Raw genomic sequence first — 22547 nt, 5'->3', positions numbered from 1 at the left:
TTAAAACTGACAGTCACGACGAACGGTATTGTTAACGCGGCGCGCAATAGAACTCCTTACGAGCTATTCCGCAAAATGATGTTTCTGGAAATTCAATTGCCCCGCAGATATCTGAAAGGAAAGTTTGCGGGAGTCGAACTAGGAGGGAGGGGTCAAGACATATATATCGAAAATAAACTCCGCTTTATCCCCCTTATTGCCTTCTATCCACATGAAATGTACAAATACCTGCATAGGACCTGGATCTACTGGTACCGAAACATCATAAGGCGAACCGTCAAAGCGGACGGCGTATTGTCGTTCATCTTCGTAATGGACTAATACTCCGGCAGTTGCATTCGGATACCCATAAAAAAAAGCAAACCCGCTAAATCTAAGCGGATTGGCTACAAACGTATTTGGTTGAGGTAATGAATCAGGCGGGTAGGGATACGGTTCCGCGGAGTTGAATTCTTTAGGTGGCATGACGCGAGGGGTTACCATGGGTTTCTCCTTTTTGCATGCGGTGCTCCGGGAACAAATGCAGCGCACCATTGTTGTTGCTATTTAGCCTCCTTACTAAAGCGTCTGGCTACTGTCAGAAATAACAGGTGGTTACTCGACACCCCGAAAAATTGCTACCGCCTGTCGGTTTTGATCAATGATCAGCACTGTTCACCGATCCGTAAGACCCACTTGCCAGCAAGACTTTTGTTCCCACAATTCCCTTCTGTTCCATCTGGCCGACAGCGCGGCTTAAAGTCTCCGAGTTCGGGATGTGTTGCCAGGCCTGCTCGCGAAAACGATCACAAATGCACCGCAGATTTCACGCAGACGCCGGCAACGGCTGAAAACTGAAGTACTGCTTCAACGCCTCCACCAATTGCCCAAACTCCGGCGGTGCCCATTGCAGGCTGAACCCGGCGTCATAGTGGTGAGGTGTCGCATCTTCATGGCACCACAGGCAGCAGGCCTTGAGGTCGATGATCTGCTGGCAGCCATCGGCCATGGGGATTTTCAGGCGCAGATCAAAATCGGCGCCGATCATCATCGGTAACTGACTGATGAGCATCAGCCCGTCTTCAGAGACGTTGCCCAGGAAACCAATCGGTTTGTCGGTGACGCTGTTGAACACTTTCAGAAAATACGGCAGTTGATGCCGCTCGATCCGGCGGTCAGTGAACATGCTGATTTCGCTACGCAAGGCCCTTAAGCAGGGCCGCACTAATGCTTCGGAACGGGCCTGCCTGCCGTTATCACAAGGGCCAGGCAATGAGCGCGCTCTCCCTGATCCCGGTGCGGCAGTCCATGGAACCGCTGCCGCCTACGCCTGCCGATCACAGGTGTTACGTCGATTTAGAAACAAGGCTCTAAACCGGTTTATTCGACTATAGCTCACCACCGGCGCTGGGCCAGTGGTTGAATGACCGTTGCAATCAGAACCGTGTAGGCCGCACCGCCGCCGCACTGCGCAGCGGGTAGTGACCCAGCGACTGCAAGGTTTCCAGCCGGGCGCGGGCGCGGTAGGCGTACTCGCTTTGCGGGTACGATGCCTGGATGAACTGGTAGGTTTGCGCCGCATCCACGAACATTTTCTGCCGTTCCAGGCACAAGCCGCGCAGCATCGACACTTCTGGCCACACATAAGGCCGCGCGCGGCTGGCGCGTTCGACTTTGGACAGTTCGAGCGTCACTTGCTCGCAATTGCCACGGTCATAAGCGCTGTAGGCATTATTCAAATGATGGTTCATCGAAAAACGGGTGCAGCCCACGACACTGAGGGCAAGGGCGGCTATGAGCACGAATCGCATGGGGGTTCTCCTGTCTTGAGCTCTGTATCGACCCGTGGGCGAAAATCTTCAGGAATGTTCATTTAAAGATAAAAACGAATAAGTAGTGCAAACGAACAATGACTACACCCCAAGAGCATAGTAGCCTCACTCAGCGCTTGAACTCAGGAGTCTTTGCATGTCCGTCCGTCGTACCAAAATCGTCGCTACCCTTGGCCCGGCCAGTAACTCGCCGGAAGTTCTCGAACAGCTGATTCTGGCTGGCCTGGACGTCGCCCGCCTGAACTTCTCCCACGGCACCCCCGACGAGCACAAGGCTCGTGCGAAGCTGGTGCGTGACCTCGCTGCCAAGCATGGCCGCTTCGTTGCCCTGCTGGGTGACCTGCAAGGTCCGAAAATCCGTATCGCCAAATTCGCCAACAAGAAGATCGAGCTGAAGATCGGTGATCAATTCACCTTCTCCACCAGCCATCCTCTGACCGAAGGCAACCAGCAAGTGGTCGGCATCGACTACCCGGACCTGGTCAAAGACTGCGGCGTGGGCGACGAGCTGTTGCTCGACGACGGCCGCGTGGTGATGCGTGTCGATACCGCCACCGCCACCGAACTGAACTGCACCGTGACCATCGGCGGCCCGCTGTCCGACCATAAAGGCATCAATCGTCGCGGCGGCGGCTTGACCGCTCCAGCCCTGACCGAGAAAGACAAGGCCGACATCAAGCTCGCTGCCGAGATGGAAGTCGACTACCTCGCCGTGTCCTTCCCGCGCGATGCCGCCGACATGGAATACGCCCGTAAGCTGCGCGACGAGGCCGGCGGTACTGCCTGGCTGGTAGCGAAGATCGAACGCGCCGAAGCCGTGGCCGACGACGAAACCCTCGATGGCCTGATCAATGCGTCCGACGCCGTGATGGTGGCCCGTGGTGACCTGGGCGTGGAAATCGGCGACGCCGAGCTGGTGGGTATCCAGAAGAAGATCATTCTGCACGCTCGCCGCCACAACAAGGCCGTGATCGTGGCGACCCAGATGATGGAGTCGATGATCCAGAACCCGATGCCGACCCGCGCCGAAGTGTCCGACGTAGCCAACGCCGTGCTCGACTACACCGACGCCGTGATGCTCTCGGCCGAAAGTGCTGCCGGCCTGTACCCGCTGGAAGCGGTGCAAGCGATGGCGCGCATTTGCGTCGGTGCTGAAAAGCACCCGACCAGCAAGACCTCCAGCCACCGTATCGGCAAAGAGTTCCAGCGCTGTGACGAGAGCATTGCCTTGGCGACCATGTACACCGCCAACCACTTCCCGGGCGTGAAGGCCATCATCGCGTTGACCGAAAGCGGCTACACCCCGCTGATCATGTCGCGCATCCGTTCCTCGGTGCCGATCTACGCGTTCACCCCACACCGCGAAGCTCAGGCTCGCGCCGCAATGTTCCGTGGCGTGTACACCATTCCGTTCGACCCGGCTTCGCTGGCGCCAAATGAAGTCAGCCAGGCGGCAATCGACGAACTGGTCAAGCGTGGCGTAGTGGAAAAAGGCGACTGGGTCATCCTGACCAAGGGCGACAGCTACCACACCACTGGCGGCACCAACGGGATGAAAATCCTGCACGTTGGCGATCCGATGGTCTGAGTTTCAGACCGCTGAAACGCAAAAGCTCCGCAGTTAACGCTGCGGAGCTTTTTTTGTTTAAAAGCAGTCTGATAGATGATTTACCGCTTCCTACCTGTCATATCTGACAGTAGACGCCCCTGCGTTCAGCCCCTTTAATCGACTCCGTCCACCTGCTATCGCTGTCATCAAGGTTTTCTCACGCTTGGCTGTTGCGGCCTGTCATTGGCAGTTCTCTATGGATAACTCACTCCGGAAACTCCAAATAAAGGAATAGAACGATGAGCCAGTACACAGCCCTGACCGCTCGCGCCGACGGTGATCTCGACCCGACATTTGGCGACGATAAAGACGGTAAGAAGATTCTACGTTTCCTCGATGCCCGAGATACTTCAGGCGAATGTATTGTCGAAGGCCCCGACGGCAACATCTATGTCGGCGGCGCCGTCGATGCAGACGGCGATGACATCATTCACAAGTTAGGTATTGCCTGCCTGCACAAAGATGGCACTCCGAACGTCGATTTTGGCAACAAAGGGTACGTAATCGTACGTTTTGGCCCTATGCAGGACACCCATCTGCGGCAAATCCTGTTTGTGACGGTCGGGGGTGAAACAAGAATCCTGCTGTCCGGTATCGATACGAAAAAAGGCGAGGTTGTACTTGCTCGCCTTCATCTTGACGGGCGTGTGGATGAACGCTTTGGCGTGAAAGGTCAGCTAACGGTCAAACTGCCCGCCAACCTTTCCGAGAGCCTTGGTCTGGGCTCTACACCGCTGACGACAACCAGCAGCGGCGCCTCGGGGCCTTGCACGGTGGCGGAGGGGAAAATCTATGTGGTCATGGAAATGTACATGCCGATCTGGATTGCCAGGGTCGCGTTACTGATCCGGCTCAACCCTGATGGCTCGTATGATACCGGCTTCAACAAGAGTGGCTATGTCGCCGTGACCAATCAACACTGGGGCAACAGCACCATCAGCGACATGCTGGTGCGCAACGGAAAAATCACCGTGTGCGGAACACTGGCAGGTCATGGCATGGTGGCTCGTGTGAATGAGGATGGCTCTTTCGACCAGATCTTTGCAGACAAGGGTTTCAAAGTATTCGACAACCTTGGCGTCGCGTTCGAAAGGCTCTCCCCGTACTCCGATAGAAGTGTTCTTGTTGCAGGTTGGGGGTTGACTCCACGCCATGGCGTACTGGCCTGCCTCACCGAAAACGGTGAGTTTGAATCCACATTCAATAACGCAAAGGTGCTGCTTCAATCCCTCGGAGAAGGGGTGATGTTTTTTGGTGTTGGACTGGTTGATGGAAAAATCATTGCATCAGGCAGGTTTTGGCAAGAAGACAACACCCCCGAGTTCGTGGTGGTGCGCTACCTGATTAACGGCAAATTGGATACCGATTTTGGCCGCGGAAAAGGCTGGAGCTCAACCCGATTCGAAAATCATTCCACGGTCGCTAACACTATGACCTTGCAAAAAGACGGGCAGGTGCTGGTACTAGGCGATTGGGGTAGCGGCGTCAGCTACGCAGCGCTCATCGCCCGCTTCCTGAACACCACACCATCGGTGGCAGCAACAGCATGAAGATCCTGCAAGCTGGCGATCCGATCGTCTGAGTGATCGGTTGCTGAAAAAAGAAAGCCCCGCCATATGAATGGCGGGGCTTTTTGGTTTCTGATCCGGAAGATGTGTTGTTTTCGCGGACCCCATCGCTGGCAAGCCAGCTCCTACAAGAGCGGTGATAACCCTGTAGGAGCTGGCTTGCCAGCGATGAGGCCAGATCAGGCACCGCAAATTCAATGCCTGTTGATAAACCCCGACAACGCCGCTATCGCTTCCGGCGAGCGCAGCCGCTGAGTGAACAACGCACCCTCTTCTTCTATCACTTTGCGCAGTTGCTCGCGGTCAGGTGCTTTCATCAATTGCTTGCTGATGCGCACCGCTTCCGGTGGCAGGGACTCAAACCGCAACGCCATCTCCCGCGCCTTGGCCAATGCCGCTTCGCCACTGCCCAGCGCTTCGGTCGCAATGCCCCACTCGGCCGCTTGTTCACCGCTGAAACCTTCACCGAGCAACAACAATTGCGCCGCTTTGGCATGCCCGAGCAATCGAGGTAAAAGCAGGCTGGAACCGAATTCCGGGCATAAGCCGAGGTTGACGAAGGGCATGCGCAATCGCGCATCGCGGGCGACATACACCAGATCGCAATGCAGCAGCAGTGTCGTGCCGATTCCCACGGCGGCGCCCGCCACGGCAGCGACCACCGGTTTGCGGCATTCGAGCAGGTTGAGCATGAAGTGGAATACCGGGCTGTCGAGGTTGCTCGGCGGTTGTTGAATGAAGTCGGCGATGTCGTTGCAGGCGGTGAAGCACTCGGCGGAACCGGTGATCAGCACGGCGTTGATTTCGGGGTCGGTGTCAGCCTTTTTCAACGCCTCGGCCAAGTGGCTGTACATCGCCCGGGTCAGGGCGTTTTTCTTGTCGGGGCGATTGAGGCGCAGGGTCAGCAGGCCGCGTTCGCGTTCAATCTGGATGGCATCGGTCATGGTCGGTCTCGCGTCTGGAAATCAGCGCTCAACCGCGGGGCAGGAAGACGTCGGCCAGCAGTTGATTGCGCGGCAGTCCCGCCAGGTACAGGCGCCGGGCGAAGGCGTCGACGCTGTCGGGGGACCCGCAGAGTAAGGCCAGGGTTTGCCGGGAAACAAGCCGCAGTTGCGCCAAAGCCGCGGGCAACTCGGTCGGCGTCCACAGCTCGATGCCGAGGTTCGGGCGGCTGGCGGCCATGGCTTGCAGGGGTTTGGCCAGATAATGCTCATCGGCATCATGGGCCAGGTGAATGACGCGGATGGTGCCCTGATGATCCTGGCGCAGGGCTTCGCGCAAAACGCCGAACAATGGGCCAAGACCGGTGCCGGCGGCCATCAGCCACAACGGTCGGGTGTGCCAGTCGGCGTCGTAATGCAGCGCGCCGCCACGCAGTTCGCCGAGACGCAGCGAGTCGCCGATCTGCAACTGACGCGCAGCATCACTGAATGCACCGGGTTGGCGACAATCAAGGTGAAACTCCAGAAAGCGGTCTTCTCCCGGCAGGCTGGCCAGGGAATATGGCCGCGCCACGTTTCCGGCCCACAACACCAGATGCTGCCCGGCGCTGTAGCGCAACGGACGCTGAGGGGTCAGGCGCAAACGCAACACGCTGCTGCTCAACCAATCAACGGCGGCGACCTCGGCCGGGCTGCCATCCTGTAGCGGGTCGAAGGCATGCACCTGCAAATCCTCGACCACCTGACACTGGCACGCCAGGCGCCAGCCTTGCTGACGCTGTTCTGCGCTCAAGGCATCGGGACGGCTATCACTCGGCAATCCTTGCATGCATTGCACCAGGCACGCATGGCAACTGCCGGCGCGGCAACTGTAGGGAACGGACACGCCGTTTTGATTCAACGCGTCGAGTAGGTTGCTGCCCACTGCCACCGACCATTGGCGATCGCCGACCCGCAACTCAGGCATCGACGTTCTCCCACGCCGCCGCGCAACGATTGCGGCCGTCGCGTTTGGCGCGATAGAGCGCCTGATCGGCACGTTGCAAGGCATCGTCGAGATCGTCGCCCGGCTCCAGCAACGTCATGCCCGCCGACAGGCTGAGATTGCCGACCTTGAGGCCGATCAACTCGACATCGGTGAACGCAATGCGCAGCCGTTCACAGCAGGAGGTCAGGCGTTCGCCGCTGCAATCGGGCAGCAACACCACGAACTCTTCGCCGCCATAACGGGCCAGTACATCGCCCTCGCGCAGGCAGGCGCTGGCCACACCGGCGAAGGCTTGCAGCACTTGATCGCCGGCGGCGTGGCCGTGCATGTCGTTGATGCGTTTGAAGTGATCGAGGTCGATCAGCGCCAGGCCATGCAGCACGCCGGGTTCCATGGCGTTGAGCTCGCGGGAGGCCAGGCGCAGGAAATGCCGGCGATTGAACAGCCCGGTCAATTCGTCGGTGGCCACCAAGTCTTCGAGCTGGCGCATCATTCCGCGCAGGGTGTCCTGATGCGCCTGTAAGGCAAAGCGGCGCTGCCGCATCCGCAGGCGTGAGGCCTGGACGTAACGGGCGTAAAGCTCCAGCCAGACCAGCACGATAAACAGCACGCACACCTGCAACGCGGCCAGCGCCGGATCGGCCAACTGAAAGTGGTAGCCCTCCCACAGCGTGATTCCACTGAAACTGAAAAACACCAGCAGCGCGCACCGCAAAAAGGCCCGACGCGACAGGTGAAACAGCCCGAACAACAGAATCAGCACGTAGAACACCAGGAACGCGCCACGGGCCTCATCCAGATTGGCGATCAGCCAGGTTTGCCAGCCCAGCCCCAGCAACACTTGTGCTTCGGTCAGGCTGGGGTCGGAAAACCGCAGGTTGCAACCGCTGTAGAACACCGCGAACAGTGCCGCCTGACTGATGACCACCAGGGCGCTGCCGACGGCGACATTCGCCAGGGGTTCATCGTAATGACCGGTGAAAAACGCCAGCCACAGCAGCAGTAGAGCCAGGGCGTAGGTGCCGGCCGCAAGGGCAAAACGTTTGAGCAAAAGGCGCTGGATAGCGTTATGGGTCAATCGTTGACTCACCGTGCGAAAGGAGGCTGACCGAGTGTCCTACTCTACAGACCGAATGCCACTTTAGTGGCGTGTCTGATAAATGACCATTCAATTTTCAGGCCGGAAAACCGGCGTCAAGGGCATGACTTTAGACCCGCCCTGAATTTGCGCACAAACCTTTGTAGGAGCCAGCTTGCTGGCGATAGCGGTCTGACAGATACAAATACGCTGACTGCCCCATTGCCATCGCCAGCAAGCTGGCTCCTACAGGGAACAACGCTCCCGCAAGCCGAATCCGCCTGACGGGCCTATGCGACCAACGATTGACTGCCGGCGCGTGTGCCCGCCTGCGAGGCGCGTTATACTGCCGCGCCTTTTTAGCGTCGCGCCAGCATGCCCGGCGTGCCTTGAAAGGTGCTTGCAACCGACCGATGCACCCAAGCTGCAAGCACCTTATTGAATGTTCCCGTCTTTTAGAGGAGCGCGACTCATGACCGTGATCAAGCAAGACGACCTGATTCAGAGCGTTGCCGACGCCCTGCAATTCATTTCCTATTACCACCCCGTGGATTTCATCCAGGCGATGCACGAAGCCTACCTGCGCGAAGAATCGCCAGCGGCCCGTGACTCGATGGCGCAAATCCTGATCAACTCGCGCATGTGCGCCACCGGCCACCGCCCGATCTGCCAGGACACCGGCATCGTCACCGTGTTCGTTCGCGTGGGCATGGACGTGCGTTGGGATGGCGCCACCATGGGCCTGGACGACATGATCAACGAAGGCGTGCGCCGGGCTTACAACCTGCCGGAAAACGTCCTGCGTGCCTCGATCCTCGCCGACCCGGCGGGCGCTCGTAAAAACACCAAGGACAACACCCCGGCCGTTATCCACTACTCCATCGTTCCGGGTAACACCGTGGAAGTGGACGTGGCGGCCAAGGGCGGCGGTTCCGAGAACAAGTCGAAAATGGCCATGCTCAACCCGTCCGACTCGATCGTCGACTGGGTACTGAAGACCGTTCCGGAAATGGGCGCCGGCTGGTGCCCACCGGGCATGCTCGGCATCGGCATCGGCGGCACCGCCGAGAAAGCCGCCGTCATGGCCAAGGAAGTGTTGATGGAATCCATCGACATTCACGAGCTGAAAAAGCGCGGCCCGTCCAACCGTATCGAAGAGATGCGCCTGGAGCTGTTCGAGAAGGTCAACCAACTGGGCATCGGTGCTCAGGGCCTTGGCGGTCTGACCACCGTGCTCGACGTGAAGATCATGGATTACCCGACCCACGCCGCTTCGTTGCCGGTGTGCATGATCCCGAACTGCGCCGCCACCCGTCACGCGCACTTCGTGCTCGACGGTTCCGGCCCGGCTTCGCTGGAAGCGCCACCGCTGGACGCCTACCCGGAAATCGTCTGGGAAGCCGGCCCGTCGGCCCGTCGCGTCAACCTCGACACCCTGACCCCGGAAGACGTTCAGAGCTGGAAGCCGGGCGAAACCGTCCTGCTCAACGGCAAGATGCTCACCGGTCGCGACGCTGCGCACAAGCGCATGGTCGAGATGCTGAACAAGGGTGAAACCCTGCCGGTAGACCTGAAAGGTCGCTTCATCTACTACGTCGGCCCGGTTGATCCGGTGCGCGAAGAAGTGGTTGGCCCGGCTGGCCCGACCACTGCAACGCGGATGGACAAGTTCACCCGTCAGATCCTCGAGCAAACCGGCCTGCTGGGCATGATCGGCAAATCCGAACGCGGCCCGACCGCAATCGACGCGATCAAGGACCACAAGGCCGTTTACCTGATGGCGGTTGGCGGCGCGGCTTATCTGGTGGCACAAGCCATCAAGAAATCCCGCGTGGTGGCTTTCGCTGAACTGGGGATGGAAGCCATCTACGAGTTCGACGTGAAGGACATGCCAGTGACTGTTGCGGTCGACAGCAAAGGTGAATCGGTACACATCACCGGTCCTGCCATCTGGCAGAAAAAGATCAGTGAGAGTCTGGCGGTGGAAGTGCAGTAAGTTGCGCTGAAACGCACCTGAAAAAACCGGCCTGTTGGTGACGACAGACCGGTTTTTTTTCGCCTGGAGTAATCCCGGAATTTCCCCGGCTAACAGGGCTGACCTGTCAGATATGACAGGTCACAGCCGCCGCTGCCCCTGATAAGTTGAATGCACTTGTGCGTCCTTGTCAGGTGGAAACGGAAATGGCCACGGAAGAACAAAAAGGCACTATCAATATTTCAGCCCCCGCCCAACCGAAAATCGGCGGCGCCATTGCCAGTTTTGGCGGCTGGGGAGCAGTGGGGACTACAGGTTCGGCCTCGTTGGCCATACCGGTGCCCATTTCCCAGGCTCCCAATCGGGAAATGGTGCCGGCTCTTTCGCTGAGCTACAGCAGCCACGTGGGCAACAGTATTTTCGGTATCGGCTGGCATTTGACCGTCAATGCGATAACGGTGCGCACGAGCAAGGGCGTTCCACTTTACGACAAGCGCAAGGATCTGATGGTCGGCGCCGATGGCGAAACCTGGATGCCGGAGCTGGATGCCCAGGGCGAGATCGTTGACAGACCCGTCACTCTCGGGACAACAAATTATCGAGCCATTCGCTATCAGCCACGCATCGAGGGCGGTTTTGCCAAAATCGAACGGCTGGTCAGTGACGACGATGCGGCCGGTTTCTGGTTGATTCATAGCGCCGACGGCAATCGCCATGTCTATGGCAAGACGCTGGCCTCGCGCCGGGCAGAACCCAGGGACGAGAACAAACCCCAGGAGCCCGAACGCGTCGGGGTCTGGCTGCTGGACGAAACCGTCACGCCTCGGGGCGAGCACATCGTCTATGAATACAAAGCCGAAACGCAGAATCCGGTCGCGCCCGATTTTCGCGACTACCGTGCCCAGAGGTATTTGCAGCGAGTGCTGTACGGCAATGCAGTGGCGGAGTCAGAGCTGTATTCGTTGAAAGACGGTGGCTGGAAAGATGTCGATTTCCACTTTCATCTGCTGTTCGATTACGGCGAACGCAGCCACGACTTGACGCAAATACCGGTCTACGGCCCCGAGTACCTGCAGGGAGGCGATCAGCACGACAAATGGCTCGAACGCAGCGACCCGTTCTGGAATCACGATTACGGATTCGAACTGGGCACGCGGCGCCTCTGTCGGCAGGTGCTGATGTTTCACCATTTCCGCAACGAACTGGGTGACTCACCAACGCTGGTCCAACGGCTTTTTCTGCAGCACCGCCAGGGTGCGCTGGAATACAACCACCTGACTGCCGCTCATCTTCAGGCCTACGATCAACAAGGCAAAGTCGAGAGCCGGCCGCCGTTCGAATTCAGCTATGCGCCCTTCGATCTGAAAAAAGCCGATCAACCCGGCTGGAAAGCGTTCCCGCAGATGCCAGGCCTCAATGACGGTCAGCGTTACCAGTTGGTGGATTTGTACGGTAAAGGCATGCCCGGCATTTTATGTCGCTACGACAAGGCCTGGTTCTACCGCGAACCGTTGCGCGATAACTACCCCAGCGATGAAGTTCGCTACGGCGACCTGACTGAGCAGCCATACACTCCGCTGGCCGACAGCAGTAAATCGCTGCGTCAGACGCTCACCGACCTGAACGGTGACGGCAAGCTCGAATGGGGTGTACACGCGCCGACCATGAATGGCTGCTTCACCATGAACCCTGACCGCCAGTGGTCAGGATTTGTCCCCTACAAAGCCTTCCCGCTGGAGTACTTCCATCCTCAGGCGCAGATGGCCGACCTGGTAGGCGACGGTCGCACTCACGTGGCCCTGATCGGCAGCAACAGTGTGCGTTTGTACACCAATCTGGGCGATGACAAAGGGTTCAGTGCCGGCCGAAATGTAGAGCACGACAACGACGATGCCCTGCCATTGCCGAGCAATTCCGAAACCGAAGTGGTCGGTTTCAGTGATGTACTGGGCAGCGGCAAACAGCACCTGTTTCGTCTGCGCCACAACAGCCTGGAGTGCTGGCCCAACCTCGGTCACGGGCGTTTTGGTAAACGAATAGTGCTCAGCACCCCGACGTTTCCTTACGAGTCATTCAACGCTTCGCAAGTCTTGCTGGCGGATCTGGATGGTTCGGGGGCAACTGACCTGATCTACCTGGAATCCGACCGGATGCGGGTGTTCATGAACCACTGTGGCAAGGGTTTCACCACCGAGTCGATTGATCTGCCCTGGCCTGAAGGCGTGCGCTACGACCGGTTGTGCCAGGTCACGACTGCCGACCTGCTGGGACTGGGCTGCACCAGTGTGGTCCTGACCGTACCGCACATGTCGCCCCGGCACTGGCGCTACGATTTCGTCAAAGCCAAACCGTATCTGGTCAACCGCAGCAACAACAACATGGGCACGCTCAGCCACATCGACTATCGCAGTTCGGCACAGGAGTTCCTTGACGAGGAATACGAGCACCATCAGATCGATAAAGACAAAGTCGTCGAGTCCGGTGTGCCGTTCGCCATGCATCTGGTCAAGCGCCAGACCCAGATCGATGAAATTACCGGCAATAAACTGACCCAGCTCATGAGTTACCGCCAGGGTTATTACGACCCCTTCGAACGGGAGTTCCGCGGTTTTGGCCTGTTATTGCAGACCGATACCGAAGCGACCGAGGCGGAACGCAGAAGCCTGGGCTTCACCGCGCCGATCCTGAGTAAAACCTGGTTTCACACGGGCAAGACCATTGATCTGCCAAGGGACGGGTATTACAGCAGCGATGCGCAGGCCGTTGCGCTGAAAGCCACCAAGCTGGAACGTTTTCACGCGCGCGACAAGGCCGGCGAACCGCTGGAGCCTGACGAAGAAACGGCCCGCCAGATCGCACGTGCGCTCAGTGGCTCGCCACTGCGCACAGAAATTTTCGCTCGGGATAACCTGGCTGTGCCGTATGCGGTGACGGAAGCTCGCTATCAGGTACGCCTGCTGCGGGCAAAAAACGAGCATTACCCCTATGCCGTGCTGCAACCCATGGCACTGGAATCGATCAGCTATCAGTACGAACCTGAACTGCCGGACGACCCGCGCTGCGAGCACAGCCTCAGCCTGAAATGGGACGAGTTCGGCAGCGTGCTCCACGCGATGACCGTCTACTACGCCCGGCGCAAAACCGACGAGTCGCCCCCCTTTGATGACGAGCATAAAAACCGGTACTGGAAGGACGCCCACGATGAGGCGCAGCAGTGCTGGTATTTGACCGAGTCCAAGGCCGAATTCATTCACGTGTACGACGAAGCGACCTGGAAGCCGGGTATGCCTTTTCGACTGGGGTTGCCGTATCGGGAGCGCAGTAATGCGCTGGTGCTGGAAAAGGCGCAGTTGAGTATCAAAGATATCCACCACGAGAACTTTCTGGAGTGGAGCAAGGACGAGGGTGAATGGGCGAAGCAGTCGGTGCTCGCGGGCATGTCGATGCAGCTCTACACCGATCCTCTCAACAGTCAGACACTGGAACAAGGCAAGGCGACTGTCCATGCGCTGCTGGCCCATGTGGTGATTGCCGAACTGTATCGCAGGGCCTTGAGCGCTTATGACAAGCTCAAGGACAAAGACGGCAACATGCCCTTCAACCTCAAGGAGAAGCTCGAATCACCCGAGGTGGGTTACCACATCATGAAGTGGTTCTTGCCTGAGGTTGAGCAGTCGGAGCCCACCGACCCGACTGACGCGAAGGAATACCTGTGGTCGATTCACCGAGGGTTTCCGAAATACTATGATTCCGAGGGTTTCTACAACGTCGAATCCTTCCAGCAAACCCGAAGCCACGGCATCACCAAAGTCACCTACGACCCTTACTGGTGCCTGCACACAGCCATCGAATTGCCGGACGGTTGCATCACTCAGATCGTCGACACTGATTACTGCACGTTTCTGCCCGCAGCGATCAAAGACCCCAATCAAAACACCCAGGAAGCGCGCTACAACGCTTTTGGCGAAGTGCTGGTCACCAGTTTTTATGGCACCGAACTGGGTGAGGCGGTCGGCTTCGACCCGCTGAGCGACTACGTGCGCCCCGACGACCGCAGTCCGGCCCATGCCATCGAATCGCCCTTTGTCGCCATCGGCAATTACGCCATGGCCATGTTCAGCGACGCGTTCAGCTGGATGGGCCGTCTGCCGACAACCGAGCCGCCCGCTGAGGAATGGCTGACCTGGGCGCTGGCAGAAGGGTTTGTGCTACCCAGCGGCCACCTTTGTGATCGCGCTCGCGAGCATCTGCACGAACTTGAAACCCCCACACCCTCCGAGCGACTTCTCCAGCAATACGTCGACGCCGCCCATCGTGAGCCGGTTCACATCGCGATCCTGCAAGCAGACCGTTATCCCGGCGATCCGGAGTTACAGATTCGCATCGCCATCAGTCATCAGGACGGCTTCAGCCGGGTACTGCAAACCAAGCAGGAGGTCGAACCGGGCAAGGCTTGGGTGGTGTTGGACGACGGCGCCTTGAAACTCAAGGACGATGGCACCCCGGACGAAGCCTTAGCCGCGCGACGCTGGCGGGTCAGCGAGCCGGTCGAATACAACAACAAGGGTGAAAAAGTGCGGATCTACCGGCCGTATTTCGCGGATAGGTGGATAAACATCAAAGACCACTCAATGCGTAAACACGCCTATCACGACCAGCAGTTCTACGATGCTGCAGGGCGTCCGACCGAAACCGTGCTGGCGAAAAAAATGCTGCAAGGTGATCCACCGGAGCTGAAACCGCTGCGCCGGGAAATGTGGTACTGGATCTGGTGCACCGTGGCGTTTGACGAGAATGATCTGTTTGAGCCGCCACCACCCGAAAAGCGCCGAACCAACAGAACGCTCCATTGAACATGAGCATCCATTCGCATACGCCACAACTGGCGGTCATCGACAACCGTGGCCTGCCAGTTCGTCAGGTCGCGTACTGGCGGCGAGACGCGGCTGAGCTCAGGCCCGAAGCGCTGGTGACGGCTCAGGAGCATGACGGCGCCGGTCGCCTGGTGGCGCAACGGGATCCGCGCTTCCTCGCGCCCGCGTCCCGCCCGAACATGGCCACGGTTTACAGCCTGTCTGGCGCTGCGTTGTGCACTGAAAGTCGCGACGCCGGATGGCGCCTGGGCTTGCCGGACAGGACCGGGCACATGCGCGAGCATTGGGATGGTCGAGGCAGCCATTGGCAGAACGAGTACGACACACAGCGACGGCTGACGGCAGTCCTTGAACAAACCCGAGACTCGACCTCACGCACCGTTGAACGCCTGACCTACGCCGACAACACGGGTGAATTCGCCGAGCGCAATCAATGCGGACAACTGATCCGCCACGACGATCGGGCCGGTGTGGTCTGGCTCGACCAGCAAGCGCTCAACGGCGGCGTCATCCGCCAACGCCGACGGTTTCTGCCGGATCACTCTGAAGCCCATCCACACTGGCCCGTCGTCGAAGCGGAACGCGACGCCCTGCTGCAACCCGGCGCGGGGTACATCACCGCGAGCCGCAACGGGCCGTTGGGGCAAGTGCTTGAGCAGACCGATGCCGGTGGTCATCGACAACACTTCAGCGTTGATCGCGCCGGGCAATTGCAACGCATTGACCTGACCCTCGACTCTCAAGGCCGGCAACCGCTGTTGAAAGCGGCGAGCTACAACGCCGAAGGCCAACTGCTGACTCAAGTGACCGGCAACGACGTCACCGGCAGCGCGACCTACGAGGCGGCGAGCGGCCGGTTGAAGCGCTTGACCGCCACCACCTCGGCATGTGCTCGCTTGCAGGACCTGCGTTATGAGTACGACCCGGTCGGCAACATCCTGCGACTGGTGGACCATACCCAACCCGTCACGTTTTTCGCCAACCAGCGTGTAGCGGCAGAAAACACTTACACCTACGACAGTCTTTACCAACTGATCTGCGCCACGGGTCGTGAGACTGCCAATGCCGGGCAGATCCCCGGTCTGCCGGAACTGATCACGCCCAGTCCCATCGACCCCGGGCGGCTGCTCAACTACACCGAATACTACGCGTACGACGCCAGTGGTAACCGCACCGAACTGCGTCATGTCAGTGATGGAAATCCGTTCAGGCAACAGCTGCGCGTCGATCCGCAGAGCAACCGTGCCCTGCCGTGGAACGAGGGTGAAGACGAGCCGGACTTCCCACGCAATTTCGACGCAAACGGCAACCAGCAATATCTGGCCCCCGGTGCACAGCCGATGACCTGGGACGCGTTGAATCAGTTGCAAAGCGTGACCACCGTCGGCCGCCCGACCGAGGCCGATGACGCTGAAGGGTATCGCTACAACGCAGCCGGTGAGCGGGTGGCCAAGTTCAGCAGCCAACAGGCCCATGCCGTGGCTCATCGGCGTGTCGTTCATTACCTTCCGGGGCTGGAAGTGCGCACCAGCGATGACGACGAAGAACTTCAGGTCATCTGCGTTTCGCTGGCCCGTGGCAGCGTGCGGTGCCTGCATTGGGTCAAGGGCAAGCCCGGCGATATCGAGGCCGATCAGTTGCGCTACAGCGTTGACGATCATCTGGGGTCTTGCAGTCTGGAACTGGATAAACACGCGGGTGTGATCAGCCACGAGGGTTATTACCCCTATGGCGGTACGGCGTGGTGGGCGGCGCGTTCGAAGGTCGATGCGGATTACAAGACCGTTCGGTATTCGGGCAAGGAACGGGATGCGTGTGGACTTTATTATTATGGGTTTCGGTATTTTGCGCCGTGGTTGGGGCGGTGGGTGAGTGCGGATCCTGCGGGAGATGTTGATGGGCTTAATTTTTTTAAAATGGTAGGCAACAACCCCGTTGCGTACAGAGATATGCAAGGTCGGAAAAAAACTCCAATCAACAAAGAGATAATTTTAATATGGGCTGGCGAAAACCCTGAAAAACTGAAAGATCGCTCAGAAAACATTAACAATATCGTTTCACAAGCCGACGGTTACAAGGTACATCTTTTCCTGGACAGTTATGTTGAGGATTCATTTAACGAAACCCTCAAAGACCTAAAAGTGCATGAGGTGCACTCATTGCAAGGCAGTGATATCTTTAACAAGTTCTACACTACTCCCGCATCGGCCCTCTACGACGATTTCAGGAATTCTGGCGAAAAAAATCTGGCGTTTGCAGTAGATGTATTAAGAATGCATTTAGTAAACGAACGCGGCGGCCTTTACTCCGACTCCGACGACATCTATTACGACGATAACAAAAAGGGAAGATATTCCCGACTAGGATCTACGCCACTGGAAGCAGAACCCGATCAAGTGCTTACATTATTACCTGGCACTAGTGACTGGAACAAAACTCCTCACATATACAACAGCTCATTCGCCGCCCACGCAAACAATGCATCATTAAGCGCAATACTGGATGAAATGGTCATACGTTATAATAAAGCAGTTAAATCAGTTGAAAAATTAGACCCAATGGGCTTGGGTTTCATGACGCTTCACGACAAAAAACTAGACAGGACAAACCTTCTGACATCAATGGTGGGTGCCGGTGTTCTGACGGATATTTTAAGACAAAGAGACCCTCTATTCGACAGTATTGTCACCCACTTCGCTGAATACGAGGCAGGTAGAACCACGGTCCTTAACGAAGAGCTTATAACGCAATCGGACATACTAATGCCACTCTCCCGATATATAGATGCTGGAGGAATGGGCACTTGGTAAATAGAATGAACCCTCTGTAAACACATGCTATTGTGCCCGCCCATACGGCTGCGTGTTACTCATTGCATGATCCAGACTGCCCGCGCTGTGCGCCTGACACTCTACTCCCTTGTCATCGTTGCCGGTGCCGCCATCGCCGCCACGCTAGCCATGCGCCACGCCGAGCGCCAGGCCCTGGTGGAAGACGCCGCCCGCGCCAATCTGCAACTGGGCCTGTACGCCACGTCCCTGCACACCCTGATCGAACGCTACCGCGCCCTGCCCGCCGTGCTGGCGCTGGACCCGGAGCTGCGTTCGGCGCTAAACGGTCCGGTGACACCGGAACAGCAGGACGTGCTGAACCGCAAACTGGAAAAGATCAACGGCGCCGCCGAGTCCTCGACCCTGGAACTGCTCGATCACACCGGCCTCGCCGTGGCGGCGAGCAACTGGCGTTTGCACAGCAGTTACGTCGGTCACAACTACGGCTTTCGCCCCTACTTCAGCCAGACCCGCACCCAAGGCACCGGGCGATTTTATGCGGTGGGCGTGACCAGCGGGATTCCCGGTTACTTCCTGTCCAGCGCCGTCACCGATGACGGCGGGAAGTTTCTCGGCGCCATGGTGGTGAAGCTCGAATTTCCCGAACTGGAGCGCGAATGGCGTCAGGGCAGCGACACGCTGCTGGTCAGCGATGCACGCGGGATCATCTTCATCGCCAATCAGCCGGGCTGGCGCTATCGCCAGTTGAAACCGCTGAGTGAAAGCGACCACGCCGAACTCAAGGCCACCCGCCAATACGACAAGCAGCCACTGACGCTGCTCGACTATCAATCATTACGCCGCTTTGACGACAACAGCGAACTGGCGCGGGTCGAAGGCCCGGACGGCAAAGCGGATTACCTGTGGGAATCCCTGCCGCTGACCGCCGAGGGCTGGACGCTGCACTTGCTGCGTCGTCCGCAAGTGGCGTTCGAAGACAGTCGCAACGCCGCCCTCGCCGCTGCCGGGTTGTGGCTGACGCTGGTGTTTCTGTTGCTGTTCCTCAACCAGCGCTGGCGCCTGGCCAAGATGCGTCAGCGCAGTCGCGAAGAGCTCGAACAGTTAGTGGAAGAACGCACCCGCGACCTGCGCACGGCGCAGGACGGTCTGGTGCAATCGGCCAAACTTGCCGCCCTCGGCCAGATGTCGGCAGCGCTGGCCCATGAAATCAATCAGCCGCTGACCGCCCAGCGCATGCAATTGGCGACGCTGCGGTTGCTGCTGGATCACGGCCGGGTCGAAGACGCCTACAAGGCACTGAAACCGGTGGATGAAATGCTGACGCGCATGGCCGCCCTCACCGGCCACCTGAAAACCTTCGCCCGCAAAAGCCCCAGCGGCTTGCGCGAACGGCTGGACTTGGCTTCAGTGGTGGACCAATCGCTGCAACTGCTCGACACGCGCCTGCGCGATGAACAGGTCAGCACCGTGCTGCACCTGACACGCCCTGCGTGGGTGCGGGGCGATGCGATTCGTCTGGAACAGGTGCTGATCAATCTGCTGCGCAACGCCCTGGATGCGATGCAGGACAAACCCTGCAAACGCCTGGAAATCCGCCTCGAAGCCGACGAACAACTGTGGCGTCTGAGCGTCATCGACAACGGTGGCGGCATCGCCGAAGAAAATCTGTCGAAGGTCTTCGATCCGTTTTTCACCACCAAACCGGTGGGCGATGGCCTGGGCATCGGTCTGGCCGTATCCTTTGCCATCGCTCACGAATCGGGCGGACGCCTGAGCGCCGCTAATCACGACAACGGCGCGGTGTTCGCCCTCACCCTGCCCATCGATCCGGAGGCGCCTGGCGCATGCTGAATTCTGTGATGGTGGTCGACGACGAAAGCAGCATCCGCAGTGCCGTCGAGCAATGGCTGAGCCTGTCGGGTTTCGAGGTGCAGTTGTTCAGCCGCGCCGATGAATGCCTGGCTCTGCTGCCCAAGCATTTCCCCGGGGTGATCCTCAGCGACGTGCGCATGCCCGGCATGACCGGGCTGGAACTGCTCGCCGAAGTGCAGCGCCGCGATGCCGATTTGCCGGTGATTCTGCTGACCGGCCACGGCGATGTGCCAATGGCGGTCGATGCGATGCGCGATGGCGCCTACGATTTTCTCGAAAAACCCTTCAGCCCGGAAACCCTGCTCGGCAGCCTGCGCCGTGCGCTGGACAAGCGCCGACTGGTGCTGGAAAACCGCGCGTTGCACGAACAGGCGGATAACCGCGCCAAACTCGACGCGACCTTGCTCGGCGTGTCCCGTGGCTTGCAGACATTGCGTCGGCAAGTGCTGGATCTGGCGGCGTTGCCGGTCAACGTGTTGATTCGCGGTGAAACCGGCAGCGGCAAGGAGCTGGTCGCCCGTTGCCTGCACGACTTCGGCCCGCGTGCCGACAAGCCGTTTGTCGCGCTGAACTGTGCGGCGATTCCCGAGCAATTGTTCGAGGCCGAGCTGTTCGGGCACGAGAGCGGCGCGTTCACCGGCGCTCAGGGCAAGCGCATCGGCAAGCTCGAATACGCCGATGGCGGCACGCTGTTTCTCGATGAAATCGAAAGCATGCCGCTGGCCCAGCAGGTGAAATTGCTGCGGGTGTTGCAGGAGCAGAAGCTGGAGCGCTTGGGTTCCAATCAGAGCATTCGCGTGGATTTGCGCATCATCGCTGCGACCAAACCGGATTTGCTGGACGAGGCGCGGGCCGGGCGTTTTCGCGAGGATCTGGCCTATCGGCTGAACGTTGCCGAGTTGCGCTTACCGCCGTTGCGTGATCGACGCGAAGACATTCCATTGTTGTTCGAGTCGTTTGCGCACAGGGCTGCCGAGCGGCTGGGCCGCACGTTTGCGCCGCTGAGCGGCCCGCAGTTGAGCCATCTGTTGAGTCACGACTGGCCGGGCAATGTGCGCGAACTGGCGAACGTGGCCGAACGGCAAGTGCTGGGGCTGGAAGAGCCCACGCCTGCGGGTATCGATCCGGGGCAGTCGCTGGCAGCGCAGCAGGAAGCGTTCGAAGCGCATTGCCTGCGCGCGGCGTTGACGCGGCACAAGGGCGATGTGAAAGCGGTGCTGGAAGAGCTGCAACTGCCGCGCCGCACCTTCAATGAAAAGATGCAGCGGCATGGCCTGACCCGCGAGATGTTCCTCTAACGGCCAACACAAACCCTGTAGGAGCGAGGCTTGCCCGCGAAGAAGTCAGCGCGGTCTACCTGAAACACCGCATTATCGTTCTTCGCGGGCAAGCCTCGCTCCTACAGGATCACGAAGATGCGCGGATTTTCGCTCGTTACTCCGCCAACCATAAGCGGATTTCCGCTCACTCAAACCTCAACCCCCCTCTAAACCGGCCCTCCCCCCGTTGGCACACCTCCTGCTATAGCCCTCGCAGGCTGCGTTTAAACGCGCTCCACAAAAACAATTAAACGAAGGATCCTTCAATGGATAACTCCAACGCCCTGCCCCTTGGGTCGGCTGCCGTGCCGGTCAAAGAAAGAACCACCGCCAGTCGTATCAAATCGATCTTCAGCGGTTCGGTCGGCAACATGGTCGAGTGGTACGACTGGTACGTCTACGCCGCCTTCTCCCTGTACTTCGCCAAAGCGTTTTTCCCCAAAGGCGACACCACCGCACAACTGCTGAATACCGCCGCGATCTTCGCCGTGGGCTTCCTGATGCGCCCGATCGGTGGCTGGCTGATGGGCCTCTACGCCGACAAGGCCGGGCGCAAACGCGCGTTGATGGCCTCGGTGTACCTGATGTGCTTCGGCTCGCTGCTGATTGCCCTGAGCCCCGGTTATGAAACCATCGGCATCGGCGCGCCGATCCTGCTGGTGTTCGCCCGTCTGCTGCAAGGCCTGTCGGTCGGTGGCGAATACGGCACCTCGGCCACCTACCTCAGCGAGATGGCGACCAAGGAACGTCGCGGCTTCTACTCCAGCTTCCAGTACGTGACCCTGATCTCCGGCCAGCTCATCGCACTGGCGGTGCTGATCGTGTTGCAACAAGTGCTGACCACCGAAGAGCTGTACGCGTGGGGCTGGCGTATTCCGTTCGCCATCGGCGCGCTGTGTGCCGTGGTCGCGCTTTACCTGCGCCGTGGCATGGAAGAGACCGAGTCGTTCACCAAGGTCGAGAAAGAGAAAAAAGAAAGCGCCATGCGCACGCTGATGCGCCATCCCAAGGAACTGATGACCGTGGTCGGCCTGACCATGGGCGGCACCCTGGCGTTCTACACCTACACCACGTACATGCAGAAATACCTGGTGAACACCGTCGGCATGAGCATCTCCGACTCCACCACCATTTCCGCTGCCACGCTGTTCCTGTTCATGTGCCTGCAACCGATCATCGGCGGGCTCTCGGACAAGGTCGGTCGTCGGCCGATCCTGATCGCCTTCGGCATCCTCGGCACGCTGTTTACCGTGCCGATCCTCACCACCCTGCACACCATCCAGTCGTGGTGGGGCGCGTTCTTCCTGATCATGGCGGCGCTGATCATCGTCAGCGGCTACACCTCGATCAACGCCGTGGTGAAAGCCGAGCTGTTCCCGACCGAAATCCGCGCCCTGGGCGTTGGCCTGCCGTACGCCCTGACCGTGTCGATCTTCGGCGGCACCGCTGAATACATCGCGCTGTGGTTCAAGAGCATTGGCATGGAAACCGGTTACTACTGGTATGTCACCGCGTGTATTGCCGTGTCGTTGCTGGTGTACATCACCATGAAAGACACCCGCAAACATTCGCGGATCGAGACGGACTAAGCTCGTCAGCGCAACAAAAAAATGGGGCAGACCTTAGCGGGTCTGCCCCTTTTTTTGCCCCAGCACAAAACCCTGTAGGAGCCGGCTTGCTGGCGATGGTGTGTCAGACACAGTGATGTTGACTGACACAC

At 58.9% G+C, this 22547-nt stretch carries 14 protein-coding genes; 8 read left to right on the top strand and 6 right to left on the bottom strand.

The annotated features are described in order from the left end of the window. Nucleotides 1-138 precede the first annotated feature (138 nt). The 3 genes from KGB25_RS25445 to KGB25_RS25435 all read right to left on the bottom strand — a co-directional run bounded on the left by KGB25_RS25445 (nt 139) and on the right by KGB25_RS25435 (nt 1790). Nucleotides 139-483, bottom strand: a complete 345-nt coding sequence (locus KGB25_RS25445; protein WP_207285833.1) for a hypothetical protein — start codon at nt 481-483, stop codon at nt 139-141. A gap of 322 nt (nt 484-805) precedes the next feature. Beyond that, nucleotides 806-1165, bottom strand: a complete 360-nt coding sequence (locus KGB25_RS25440) for a PilZ domain-containing protein (protein ID WP_223437210.1) — start codon at nt 1163-1165, stop codon at nt 806-808. Between the two features lie 250 nt (nt 1166-1415). Further along, entirely contained in the window at nt 1416-1790 is a 375-nt protein-coding gene (locus KGB25_RS25435; RefSeq protein ID WP_008031709.1) for a tetratricopeptide repeat protein, read from the bottom strand. Between the two features lie 157 nt (nt 1791-1947). Between KGB25_RS25435 and pyk the strand changes: the two genes are divergently transcribed. Both pyk and KGB25_RS25425 read left to right on the top strand, forming a co-directional pair. Continuing rightward, nucleotides 1948-3399, top strand: a complete 1452-nt coding sequence (pyk, locus tag KGB25_RS25430; protein ID WP_008031711.1) for a pyruvate kinase — start codon at nt 1948-1950, stop codon at nt 3397-3399. Between the two features lie 260 nt (nt 3400-3659). Further along, the gene (locus tag KGB25_RS25425; protein WP_223437209.1) at nt 3660-4970 is read left to right on the top strand and encodes a delta-60 repeat domain-containing protein; all 1311 of its coding nucleotides are present in this window, start codon (nt 3660-3662) and stop codon (nt 4968-4970) included. A 212-nt stretch (nt 4971-5182) separates the two neighbouring features. Here the strand turns inward: KGB25_RS25425 and KGB25_RS25420 are convergent, their stop codons facing one another. Genes KGB25_RS25420 through KGB25_RS25410 form a run of 3 tightly spaced genes read right to left on the bottom strand, consistent with a single transcriptional unit; the run spans nt 5183 to nt 7995 of the window. Continuing rightward, nucleotides 5183-5932: an enoyl-CoA hydratase-related protein gene (locus KGB25_RS25420; RefSeq protein WP_223437207.1), complete on the bottom strand. Its 750-nt coding sequence runs from the start codon at nt 5930-5932 to the stop codon at nt 5183-5185. Between the two features lie 28 nt (nt 5933-5960). Further along, nucleotides 5961-6896: an iron-sulfur-binding ferredoxin reductase gene (locus KGB25_RS25415; protein ID WP_223437205.1), complete on the bottom strand. Its 936-nt coding sequence runs from the start codon at nt 6894-6896 to the stop codon at nt 5961-5963. After that, on the bottom strand, nt 6889-7995 hold the full coding sequence (locus KGB25_RS25410) for a GGDEF domain-containing protein (protein ID WP_008041969.1): 1107 nt from the start codon (nt 7993-7995) through the stop codon (nt 6889-6891). The genes KGB25_RS25415 and KGB25_RS25410 overlap by 8 nt, the downstream gene beginning before the upstream one ends. A 472-nt stretch (nt 7996-8467) precedes the next feature. On the opposite strand from KGB25_RS25410, the gene KGB25_RS25405 reads away from it, so the two are divergent. From KGB25_RS25405 to KGB25_RS25380, 6 genes are all read left to right on the top strand, one after another. Continuing rightward, complete coding sequence (locus tag KGB25_RS25405; RefSeq protein ID WP_150633235.1) at nt 8468-9991, top strand: fumarate hydratase; 1524 nt, start codon at nt 8468-8470, stop codon at nt 9989-9991. A gap of 185 nt (nt 9992-10176) precedes the next feature. Then, entirely contained in the window at nt 10177-14823 is a 4647-nt protein-coding gene (locus KGB25_RS25400) for a SpvB/TcaC N-terminal domain-containing protein (protein WP_223437203.1), read from the top strand. A gap of 2 nt (nt 14824-14825) precedes the next feature. Beyond that, nucleotides 14826-17654 carry an RHS repeat domain-containing protein gene (locus tag KGB25_RS25395; protein WP_223437201.1) on the top strand — a complete coding sequence of 943 codons (2829 nt, stop codon included), beginning with the start codon at nt 14826-14828 and terminating at the stop codon, nt 17652-17654. 24 nt (nt 17655-17678) lie between these two features. Further along, nucleotides 17679-19487 (top strand): ATP-binding protein, encoded by a 1809-nt coding sequence (locus KGB25_RS25390; RefSeq protein ID WP_411740527.1) that lies wholly within the window; start codon nt 17679-17681, stop codon nt 19485-19487. Then, the gene (locus KGB25_RS25385; protein ID WP_223437197.1) at nt 19481-20806 is read left to right on the top strand and encodes a sigma-54-dependent transcriptional regulator; all 1326 of its coding nucleotides are present in this window, start codon (nt 19481-19483) and stop codon (nt 20804-20806) included. The genes KGB25_RS25390 and KGB25_RS25385 overlap by 7 nt, the downstream gene beginning before the upstream one ends. Before the next feature lie 287 nt (nt 20807-21093). Continuing rightward, nucleotides 21094-22416, top strand: a complete 1323-nt coding sequence (locus KGB25_RS25380; RefSeq protein WP_008034303.1) for an MFS transporter — start codon at nt 21094-21096, stop codon at nt 22414-22416. The last annotated feature ends 131 nt before the right edge of the window (nt 22417-22547 follow it).

This window comes from Pseudomonas sp. BF-RE-21 (assembly GCF_019947305.1).
Lineage (GTDB): Bacteria > Pseudomonadota > Gammaproteobacteria > Pseudomonadales > Pseudomonadaceae > Aquipseudomonas > Aquipseudomonas migulae.
Note: the sequence above shows the minus strand (reverse complement) of the source record. Positions and strands in the feature narration are given on the sequence as shown.

Coding starts and splice junctions, on each gene's coding strand:
- KGB25_RS25385 (WP_223437197.1), top strand. CDS start 19,481: ATGCTGAATTCTGTGATGGTGGTCGACGACGAAAGCAGCATCCGCAGT.
- KGB25_RS25425 (WP_223437209.1), top strand. CDS start 3,660: ATGAGCCAGTACACAGCCCTGACCGCTCGCGCCGACGGTGATCTCGAC.
- KGB25_RS25415 (WP_223437205.1), bottom strand. CDS start 6,896: ATGCCTGAGTTGCGGGTCGGCGATCGCCAATGGTCGGTGGCAGTGGGC.
- KGB25_RS25420 (WP_223437207.1), bottom strand. CDS start 5,932: ATGACCGATGCCATCCAGATTGAACGCGAACGCGGCCTGCTGACCCTG.
- KGB25_RS25395 (WP_223437201.1), top strand. CDS start 14,826: ATGAGCATCCATTCGCATACGCCACAACTGGCGGTCATCGACAACCGT.
- pyk (WP_008031711.1), top strand. CDS start 1,948: ATGTCCGTCCGTCGTACCAAAATCGTCGCTACCCTTGGCCCGGCCAGT.
- KGB25_RS25400 (WP_223437203.1), top strand. CDS start 10,177: ATGGCCACGGAAGAACAAAAAGGCACTATCAATATTTCAGCCCCCGCC.
- KGB25_RS25380 (WP_008034303.1), top strand. CDS start 21,094: ATGGATAACTCCAACGCCCTGCCCCTTGGGTCGGCTGCCGTGCCGGTC.
- KGB25_RS25440 (WP_223437210.1), bottom strand. CDS start 1,165: ATGTTCACTGACCGCCGGATCGAGCGGCATCAACTGCCGTATTTTCTG.
- KGB25_RS25405 (WP_150633235.1), top strand. CDS start 8,468: ATGACCGTGATCAAGCAAGACGACCTGATTCAGAGCGTTGCCGACGCC.
- KGB25_RS25435 (WP_008031709.1), bottom strand. CDS start 1,790: ATGCGATTCGTGCTCATAGCCGCCCTTGCCCTCAGTGTCGTGGGCTGC.
- KGB25_RS25445 (WP_207285833.1), bottom strand. CDS start 483: ATGGTAACCCCTCGCGTCATGCCACCTAAAGAATTCAACTCCGCGGAA.
- KGB25_RS25390 (WP_411740527.1), top strand. CDS start 17,679: ATGCTATTGTGCCCGCCCATACGGCTGCGTGTTACTCATTGCATGATC.